Origin of the sequence: Streptomyces longisporoflavus (assembly GCF_014649775.1) — a bacterium.
In the GTDB taxonomy this organism is placed as follows: Bacteria; Actinomycetota; Actinomycetes; order Streptomycetales; family Streptomycetaceae; genus Streptomyces; species Streptomyces longisporoflavus.
The window spans coordinates 1-7,631 of record NZ_BMTR01000077.1 but is presented as its reverse complement, the minus strand read 5'-3'; the positions used below and the strand labels follow the sequence as shown (position 1 = coordinate 7,631).

Here is a 7,631-nt window from a genome sequence, read left to right as displayed (position 1 = left end):
CGGACCCCGGCACTCTCCCAGTCTCCGGGCGTCGTGGTGACGACGCGGGCGCCGTCCGGGCGCCCAGGCCGGGCTGGGCTGGGCCACGTGACGGGTGTGGGACCAGCCCAGCGGACAGGGCCAGCCGGATGCGGCGAGGTCCAGGGGGTGGAAGGCGATCTGGTCGAGCATGGCGAGACACTCCGCGACTCCGGGTGCGGCTCGCCGCACCGGTCCTCCGGCTCACCCTGAAGCTGACGGTCAGACACCACTCGATAAGCCCAGCAGACCGGCCCACCGCCGCCACCCGTGTGATGCAGCTTCGTCACGTTCAGAGAAGCTCGTCATTGGATTCGAACTCATGCTCCTCAGGGGGGAACTCGTCGAAATAGACGGTGTTGGCTTCTCCGGTAAGAGCACGGATGAGGAAATCCGCGCAGGAGCGGGGATGGTATTCCCATTCCGGCCCTCGACCCTCGTTGAACAGAGTGGTCCACTCCTCCGGCTTCTGCCCGGGTCGACGCAGCCAGTACAGCATGGCGCCGCTGCCCTCGATGTAGGCCCACGGCAGCACCTCGGCCCCGTCGCCTTCCAGTAGCTGCGGCGGTTTGGGCTCGGTCTCCCACAAGTTCCGCAGGATCTCCGCACGTGACTTGGCCTCGTCAACAAGGTTGTAGTCCTTGTCAGGGCACTCGGGGTCCAGGAGCCAGATCTCCTCGTCGAAGAGTCCGCCCCCGTAGACCTCGACGAGGTCCTTGTAGTCCTGCGGCAGGGCGCTGCCAAGCTGCTGCTCCACGACGGCCCAGTCGCGTGCGCGGCGAGGGCCGGGAGGGGCAATGAGTTCGGTAAGGCGTGCAACGGCGGGGTGCATGGGTGTCAGCGTCCTTCCTGGTGGGGTCAGGGCTTGGCGACGTTCCACCCCCGGTGGGCACTACCGAGCAGCCTACGCCCGCAAACTAAAGCAACGGCATGACTCTGTTGGTGATCTTGGTCGGTCAGGTGCTGGCGAATCCGGCTGTGGTGCAGAGAGTTCGGAAGTGAGGTGCCCCGCGGCCCGATGGGGTGGGGTCGTACCAGTCGGCGAGACGGCTGAGGTTGCAGGCCATGGCGGTCAGGACGTGCTGCACGTGAGTGCGGGTCAGACCTCGATAGCGGCTTCTGCGCAGGCCGTGAGCTCGTACGTTCTGCGAGAGGGTGGCCTCGATGCCGGCGCGGATGGCGTACCGGCGCTGCCACTGATCGGTCTGCTGGTCGAGTCGGCTGCGCGTCTGGATCTCGTGCAGTGCCCGCGGCAGGACTGCGACGGAGCGGGAGCGGGTGGCCGAGGAGGTGCACTGGGCGCGGTCTGGGCAGGGTCGGCAGTCACTCTCGGCGAAGTGGGCCTGAAGGTAGGTATGGCCGGAGACATTCAGCTTGTTCCAGGACGCACTTGTCGCGCCGCGTGGGCAGATGGCCTGCTCGTTGTCCCAGTCGATGGTGAAGGCGGCCTTGTCGAAGCCCGAGCCTGCTTTGGCCTGGCGGCTGTTGTCGGCGAGGATCGGGCCGAGCAGCGTGATGCCGTGGACGCGCTGGGCGCGCTTGACGTGGGCGGGAGTCAGGTAGGCGGTGTCCACGACGTGCTCGGCCGGTGCGAGGCGGCGGACAGCGAGGTCGTCGTGGATCTTCTCGGTCAGCTGCCCGTCCTGGACAGGAGCAATGGTGGTGGCCACATGCGTCACCAGGTGCGGCAGGTCCTGATCACATGACTCGGTGAAATGAACCCGGTATCCGCTCCACTCGACATCGCGTTTGACGCAGTAGTGCGCGTCCGTGTCATAAGGGGAGTCGAACCGCAGTGAGGCCGGCGGCAGAGCAGTGCCCTCCCGCCAGCGCAGTTGCCCCTCGCGATCCCAGTAGTACTGGTGGATCCAGACCTGTCGCAGGATCTCCATCTGTCGCAGCATCCGCAGACGGGGCGGGGCGTCGGAGGCCAGGGCGGCGGTGAGAAGTTTCTGCCCGTCCCGGCCGAACTCTTCGGCACGTCCGCGCACCGCTGCCTTGCCGCCCGGCACTTTCCCGATCTCGACCTTTCTGCCGTACCGCTTGGCCCACGCGGGCTCGATCAGCGGCAGCAACCAGTCGGAGTCGGCCTCGGAGATCTCCTCCAGTGCAGCCCGAACGCTCTCGCCCGCCAGCTCCAGCCGGCTCAACCGCCGTACCGCCGCCAGGACATGAGTGGCATCCGTACGCTGTCGGCCCCGCCCCTTGAGCAACCCGGCCGCCACCAGGCGGTCCAACATCAACTGCAGCAGTTGATCCGCCCGGTTGCCCTCGGCCAGCCGGGCCCGGAACTCACTGAGCAGCGAATAGTCGAACCCCGGATCGTCCAGCTCCAGGCCAAGGCCGTACTTCCAGTCGATCCTCGTGCGCACTGCATCCGCCGCCGCACGGTCCGAGAGGTTTTCGGCGAACTGCAGCACCGACACCAGCGCCAACTGACCCGGCGAGAAGCCCGGCCGGCCATTGACGGGATACAGATGAGCGAAGTCCTCGTCGGCGAAGACCACATCCAGCCGGTCGCGCATCAGCATCACCGACGTCCCCTTCGGACACGCCGCCCACGCCGTCCGGACCGTCATCGGGGGAATCCGCTGGAAACTTGCCGGACGCATCGACACCGTCCACCGCCTCAAAACCGAGACCGCCCCGCCACAAACCAGCCAACCACCACCAGCGACCGTCGTCACCACCCCGACAAGATCACCAACAGAGTCACGGCATTGGTCCAAGCCCTTGTCGAGCCAACTCTTGAGATCCGTCGGGTCGATGCGGTTGACGGGGTCGCCTTCGGCGTAGAGGTCAGGGTTTTCCTCTTGGCCGGAGGGGTCGGGGCTGTTGAAGCGGCCGATGTTGGGGTCGTAGTAGCGGGCGGAGAAGAGGAACGGGGGCCTCTTTGCGCTCTTTGTACTCGTCGGCCAGCAGCGTGCCGACGCAGAGGATGGGCACCCAGGCCCAGGATGTCCATCTTGCATAAGCGGACTGCATCCGTAGACGGAGCGCCGCTTATGCAAGACCAAGGGACCATCGGCCAGGCCAACCTGCTGCCGTCTTCTATTCGGGATCTACCAGCCCAGTGGCGACTAGCACACCCATGAGAATCATGAAGCATCCGATGATCAGAGGGCCCGATCGGGCCGCCCCTTCCCCGGCGGCAGCATTAGCCCGGCCGAAGAAATTCCGCTGATTGACCGCTTTCTGCCCAAACTTCTTTCTCGTTGCTATCAGCGTAATTCCTACGATGAAAGCAAAGACCGCAAGGAACACCCGCACAATCTCTCCTCTCGTTTTACGGATCGAGCTTCTGCAAGCGGGGCTCCGGACTAGAACTGCACTTGTAGCCCGCCACTACACGTCGGTGTTGAGGCGTATGTGCCAAGTCCAGCGCTGCCGGCAAACGAAGGATTGCCTCTGTCGCCGCGACCAATCTGACCGCCAGCCGATGCATATCCAGCCGCGCAGTTGCCGTATGCCGACGGGCCAGGGTCGGCACCTCCGGTCGATCCCTCGACACCGCCGCCTACACCCGGCGTACCGACTCCGATCTTGAGGAACCCGCCGCTGTTGCCCGAGTCATCCTTTGAGTAGCCTCCTCCGATGCATACGCCGAGACACACCTCTCCTCCAATGCTCCAGCTCGCCAGTCCATTGGGGTCGATGCGGTTGACGGGATCGCCTTCGGCGTAGAGGTAGGGATTCTGCTCTTGGCCGGAGGGGTCGGGGCTGTTGAAGCGGCCGATGTTGGGGTCGTAGTAGCGGGCGGAGAGGTGGTACAGCCCGGTGGGATCCTGGTAGCCGGCGGCGAACCGGTAGGGCTGGGCGATCTTTTCGCTGCTCGATGAGCGGGTGACGCCGCGAGGGCTGTAGGAGTACGTATTCACCTTCGCGCCGGACTCGTCTGCCGTGGCGACGACGGAGCCGAGGGCGTCGGTGAGGTAGTAGTACGCCTTGCCGTCCCGGGTCATGGAGTTGAGTGTGCCCCCCGGTTCCCGGTTGAAGCCCGTGTCCACACCCGCAGTTGACGTGGCCGACAGGCCGATCGGCCCGTTGTGGAAATAGGTGTCGCCCAGCTTGATGCGCTCGCTCTGGTCGGTCGAACCGTACTGCCCGGCGTATGTCTTGCCGCTGACGGTCAGCGAGGTGAGCTGGCTGTGATCCGACCACTTCTCGCCCGTCCGGGTCCCCTCCGGTGTCGAAGCCGCGGCCGTCTCGTGGCCCTCCTGGTCGTAGGACCAGTTGGTGGACGAGCCGTTCTTCGCGGTGATCTGCTGGGCGTCGTTGACGGTGTAGGTGGTGCCGCGTGGGCAGCCTTTCTCGGTGCCCTGGCTGGTGAGGTTGCCTGCGAGGTCGTAGCAGTACTGCCAGGACTCGTTCAGCGTGGAGCCCTTGTTCTCCGCCGCATAGGAGAAGCGTCCCGCCCCGTCATAGCTGTAGGTCGTCTTGGTCCCTGCCACGGCGTCTGTGCTGGTGCGGATCTTGTCGCCGTCGGTCTTGGCGTCGGTCCCGTAGCCGTAGGTGTAGGCGAGGTCGACCAGGGTGCCCTTGCTGGACGTGGCCGTGATCTTCTGAGGGCGGCTGGACTTGTCGACGTCGACCTTCTGCACCGTGCCGCCGGGATATGCGGTCTCGGTGCGGACGTCGTTGTTGTTGTACTTGTACGTCGTCACCCGGCCCTGGGGGTCCTTCAGTTCCTTGAGCTTGTTGACCTCGTTCCAGGTGTAGTCGACCTTCCCGGCCGGGTCCTGGTAGAAGTCCACATTGCCCGCAGGGGTGTAGGCCAGCAGCGTTTGCGAGCCGTCCTGCAGGGTGCGGACGGTTTCACGCTGCAGTGGGTCGAACTGGTACTTGACGGTCCCGGTGTTGTCGTCGCGCTGACGGAGGTTGCCGTCGTCGTCGTAGAAGTAGCGCACCGTGTCATTGGTGGTGGAGACGGTCTTGATCCGGTCGAGGTGGTCGTAGGTGAAGACCTTCTTGATGCCCCGGCCGTCGGTGAGGGTTTCGGTGCGACCCAGGCTGTCGTACGTGTACGTGCTCTCCCCCAAGGGCTTGGGCGGAGTCACCTTACGCAGATCACCCTTGTCGTCGTAGGTGAAGGACGTCTTGACGGTCTTGGAGGCGGACATCTTCGTCTCGGCCGCACACCGCTGGCCCTCGAACCCGCCACAGTTGGGCGTCGCGGGGTTGTACGTGAACGAGACGCTCCCTCCGCCGGTGCCGGTCTGCGCCACCGACTTGGTGTTGCCCGCCGTGTCGTAGGTGTAGCTGGTCTTCTCACCGTCGGCGTTGGTGGAATCCTTGGGCACGTCTCCGCCCGCAATCGTCTGCCAGCTGGCGACCGACTTCCCGCCCGTCGGCGACTCCATGCTCTCCAGGTTGTTGCGGGCGCTGAACCCGTAGTCGGACACGTTGCCGGGGGTCGTCCCCGAGCCCATCGCATCAGTGGCCGTGTCCACGTTGTGGTTCGCGTCGAACTTCGTTGAGCGCTTGTGCCCCAGGGCGTCGGTGACTTCCTCGACCTGGCCGTCGCCGTCGTGTTTGTAGCGGGTGGCGTGCTCTTCAGGATCGGTGACCTTGGTTGTGCCCGCCGCAGTGGGCGAGGTCGCGTCGTACTCGTACGTCCAGGTGGGCCCGGTGTGGCCGGAGCCGTTGAACTCGGTGGCGCGCAGCATGGAGGTGACGCGGTTGGCGCTGTCGTAGGTGAAGACCGTGACCCGGCCCTCCGCCGTGGTGATCTTTGTCAGGCGGCGTGAGTCGTCGTAGTCGAACGTGGTGGTCTTGCCCTCGGCGTTGGTGGTCTTGTGCAGGTTGCCGGCGGGGTCGAGGTCGAAGACGGCGGTGCGGCCGGAGTTGTCCTTGGCCTGCCACTGCGAGGCATCGGTCTTGAGCAGGTCGATCCACCGGCCGGAGCGCGTCTCGGTCAGCTTGAAGCCCTTGTGCTCGCTGCCCTCGTCGTGCTGGGTGACGGTGATGACACCCTTGTTCTTGTCCGTGACCTTGGTCAGAGTGCCGTGCTCGTTGTAGGTGTCCTTCGAGTGCGCCTTCCAGTTCGTGACCGTATAGGTGCCGTCCGCGTTCTTCTTCAGTTCCTTTGAGTAGCCCTTGGGCGTCGTGAAGGTCCCGTCCGCCTTTTCGGCGAAGCGCAGGCTGTCGCCCGAGGCGTCGTAGAGGACGACCTCACCGTCCAGGACCTGCAGGTAGCGCTCGTACTGCTGCCACCACCTCTGGGAGACCTTCCCCCACGGGGCATCGAGGGAGTTGTAGGTGCGTGACAGGCTCAGGTTCTGGCCCACGCCGGCGATCTGGAAGTCGGTGGCGGTCAGCATGAGGTTGCCGGTCGAGTAGTCGACCCGGGCGGTCAGGGCATCGGTGATCGCGAAGTTGCTGATCTTGTGCCAGGGCACGTCGCCCTGCCCCTCGGGCACGTAATCGCTGGGCGCCGCACGGCCGGAGCGGCCGGCCTCCTCACCGCCCTGGGCGCGCTTCTTCTGCTCAGCCCGCCACGCGGCCACCTCATCCGAGGGCGTGCGCTCGGCCTGCGGCACCACAGGCTCGTTCGAACCGACCTTGACCGGCGGCATCGTGAACGTCGGGGCGTCCTTGCCCCATGCCGATCCTGGCTCATCCGCCGCCGCGGCAACGCCCGCGGCCGGCAGCAGGGACAGCGTCAGGGCGCCGGAGGCCAGAATTGCCGCCGAGGCCAGGCTGGATCTCTTCCGGGCACGCGAAAGACGCGCACCCCAGGTGCGATGTATCAAGGCTTCCCCCCACAGGAAGTCACATCCCGCAGACCCCAACGGTCACGGGAGGCACACAAATTGACACACTCTCGCCACAACTCGCGGGCCTGTTCCCCAGAACCTCCATGCCACACATGAAGGAACCGGCCCCTCCCCTCCACGCGGGCAAAAACCCTCAGACAGTGCGGAACGAAAGCCTCCCCACGCCCCCGTTGCAGAGAGCGAAACCGCCACCGGCCCGAACCTGACCGAAAATCCCCGGTGCCAATCGGCGACCCGGACAACACCGCCCGCACAAGGCGATCCGAGACTTGAACGGCACCGCCGCAAAGGACTTCTCACGCAACCTGCAGCACCCTCAACCAACTTGCCGGAGACCAGCTGAAGCACGTCCTGCTCCCCGAACTCTCCCTCCGGATACCGTCTCACTGCACTACGGGGCTTCGGGTCAGGGACTCACGCCTACCGCATCAATGATGCGAACTCACGATGCGCGTGCGGTCCCACTTCATCACCCTGATCCGGTCCCGGTTGTTCGAGGACCTCAGTGTGAGTCGACGCGTTCCGCCCAGGAGTCAGGCTTCGACGCCAAGTTGGCTGCCAGTCCACGCAGTTGTTCAAGGGGACATGGACCACCCCGATTACCGACGAACCATCGACAGCGAGGAGGACCAATGCGTGTCCTGGCTCTCTGACTGGCCGAGTAAAACCAGGTATGGCCGGTCGCCGCGACGATGCGAGATGCGGGACATGACGATCGTTCTGAACGAGCCCGGCGTCGACGGACTGACCGGGGTCGTGGATGCCCTCCGCGTATGGCAGGACGACCGCACGCCGCTGCAACTTCATCCGGGAGACCTCGGCTGGGCCTGGGCGCTG

General features: G+C 65.3%; 3 protein-coding genes. All 3 read right to left on the bottom strand.

Going from position 1 to position 7,631, the window contains the following annotated elements:
* Positions 1–310 precede the first annotated feature (310 nt).
* Complete coding sequence (locus tag IE226_RS43220) at positions 311–850, bottom strand: SMI1/KNR4 family protein (RefSeq protein WP_190087023.1); 540 nt, start codon at positions 848–850, stop codon at positions 311–313.
* A 124-nt stretch (positions 851–974) separates the two neighbouring features.
* Positions 975–2,990, bottom strand: coding sequence for an IS1182 family transposase (locus IE226_RS43215; protein ID WP_190087022.1), 2,016 nt, complete (start codon positions 2,988–2,990; stop codon positions 975–977).
* 348 nt (positions 2,991–3,338) lie between these two features.
* On the bottom strand, positions 3,339–6,593 hold the full coding sequence (locus IE226_RS43210) for an RHS repeat-associated core domain-containing protein (RefSeq protein ID WP_190087024.1): 3,255 nt from the start codon (positions 6,591–6,593) through the stop codon (positions 3,339–3,341).
* Positions 6,594–7,631 lie beyond the last annotated feature (1,038 nt).

What these genes read in the sequence shown, in the direction of transcription:
- IE226_RS43220 (WP_190087023.1), bottom strand. Translation starts at nt 850, where the DNA reads ATGCACCCCGCCGTTGCACGCCTTACCGAACTCATTGCCCCTCCCGGC.
- IE226_RS43215 (WP_190087022.1), bottom strand. Translation starts at nt 2,990, where the DNA reads ATGCAAGATGGACATCCTGGGCCTGGGTGCCCATCCTCTGCGTCGGCA.
- IE226_RS43210 (WP_190087024.1), bottom strand. Translation starts at nt 6,593, where the DNA reads ATGCCGCCGGTCAAGGTCGGTTCGAACGAGCCTGTGGTGCCGCAGGCC.